The 2,248-nt window shown below is 63.1% G+C and carries 2 protein-coding genes; both read left to right on the top strand.

Annotation, left to right across the window (positions count from 1 at the left end; translation table 11 throughout):
• Nucleotides 1-1,184, top strand: a 1,184-nt coding sequence (locus OK17_RS09845) for a hypothetical protein (RefSeq protein ID WP_461417340.1), incomplete at its 5' end; no start/stop codon positions are given.
• Nucleotides 1,185-1,394: 210 nt separating this feature from the next.
• Nucleotides 1,395-2,003, top strand: coding sequence for a hypothetical protein (locus OK17_RS09850; RefSeq protein WP_232715353.1), 609 nt, complete (start codon nucleotides 1,395-1,397; stop codon nucleotides 2,001-2,003).
• Nucleotides 2,004-2,248 lie beyond the last annotated feature (245 nt).

The following is a 2,248-nucleotide window of genomic DNA, read 5'->3' on the forward strand; positions in this document are numbered from 1 at the left end:
GAGCCTCCGACAAACCCGGGGCGTTTCAGGCCTTCGACTCCAGAGGCCAACCGCAGAAGACCTCGTACACCGGCGATGAGAACGGTGACCTCATCCAACACGTCGAGCCCGCCGCCGATGCCCGCTATCCCATCCTTGCCGACCCAACACAGACCTCCCACCTCATACCTCAACCCGGCGACGCAGGATTCATCGGACCGGTCACCTCCGAACAGCAGGCACAGGCCCGAGCCGAGCAAGCAGAACAGACACCCTCGACCAACGAGGGTCTCGCCGACCTGCTCACCGCTCCTATCACGGACCCACCCACAACAACCGGGACCGAGCCCAGCCCCACCCGGGGCGCTGAACCCACCCCCGGCCAGCAACTCAGCTACGGCGACTGGGCCGCCAACAACTACCTCGGCCAAGACGTCGGTCAAGACGCGCCGCAACAGCCACCACACGGCGACAAAAGCGGACTTTCGGAGCTACTCACCGCGGGAATCACCGACCAGCCGTCAGGACCTGAACCTGAACGCAGTCCCACCCAAGGGGCCGAACCAGCCCCCGGCCAACAACTCAGCTACAACGACTGGCTCGCCAACAACTACCTCGGTCAAGACGTCGGCGTGGTCAACGTCCGGACCGGAGCCGACGGACAACCCGAGTACTACCGCACCGCTCCCGACGGCACCGATACACTCGCGACCACCGCACAGACCGCACCCAACGGTGGTCTGATCTACGGTTTCGAAGACGGCACCGTCATTGCGACTGACATCGGCGACGGAGTATCCGCGCTCATCGAGGTACACCCCGACGACACCATCCGCATCGAGCACTCTGACGGGTTGTCCTACGACATTAGACCCGACGGCAACGTGTCGCTTGTTCGGATTCCCAACAACGCGGACACTAGAGGAGCGCTGTTCTCGACAGCCATGGAGGGCGCACGCGGACTCCTCGAAGCTGGCGGACTAGTTGCCCAACCAGGGCGTCACGCACTCAACCCCGGTGAGGCCGCCGCAGCCGCTCGTTGGCTTCGTATACTCGGCAAAGGCGCCGGCCCGGCCGGCACCATAGCTTCCATCGGTGCCGGCGGAATTGACCTCGCGAACGGCGCCCCCGTCCCCGAAACTGTCGGCTCCACCGTAGGCGGCTCGCCGGCGCCACGCTCGGAGGCGCCGCCGGCGCTGGCGTAGGAACCTTCGCAGGAGTGGCGACCGCAGCAGCCATCGGAGCTGGCGCTGGGTCGGTAGTGCCTGTCGTCGGGACCGTAATCGGCGCCGCCGTCGGCGCCGGGATTGGAGCGTGGGTAGGCAGTAGCTACGGGCGCAGCATCGGCGAAGGCGCGCGCAACGCCTGGAACAAGCTATTCGGATGACGCCGACCCTTTAGACAGGAGCGGGCAAGTGCTGCTATTGATCGGGACCATTTTTACTGGCTTGGGGCTCGCGCTCCTCGCCTATCGCCCCACGCTCGACACCTCAGGAGCCTTCGACGAATCCTGGACCCTGGAAACGCCAAGAACGCTCACCTGGTCGCTAGCCGTCTGCGGAACAGGAATGACGCTGGCGTCGGCATGGCTGGCCTTCGGCGACAAAGCCGCTGTCCTTGGCGACCTACCACTGTCCCGGTTGCCATCGACTCCGTGGATCATTGTCGGCACTCTGGGTGTGATCTTCTTCGGGGCGACAGCACTCGTCGGTATCGCCGTAATGCTGTTCAACCCAAGTCACACACTCTTGGCACTTTCGATCGACGACGAGTACCTGACAGTGCAGTACGGCTTACGTAGACCCAAAATTGTCGAATGGGATAATGTCGTTGACCTGGAAATCAGCGGCCCGGAACGCTCCGAACTCACCTCCGAGCTGACCGTCTACCACCAAACCGGCCGCCGCAGCCTCTCCGAACTACACCTCTCCAAAGTGGCCACCGGACTCTCCCCCGAAGAACTCGAGCCGATCCTCAGAGCCCGGTGGCAACCCGACGCCCGGACAGAGGAAGACTCAACGTAGCCGGGTTCGCTGTGACGCTCGTTGACGAGCAACAAAAGCAGGGCGAGGCGAGCAGGACTACGGCCACGCCGCGGTAGTCAACGACCAAACGTCTGCCGAATCGGTTCGGCGACCTTCCAAGTACAGCTCGAAGAACGTTCACTGAGCGCACTGTCCCCTGCCGAGAATATGCAGAAATCGAATATGCAGGGTTACCAGTAAAGCACTGCATATTGGGTCAAGTCCCAGGTAGTGGTGTAACTCGT

The organism is Gordonia sp. GN26 (assembly GCF_054823965.1).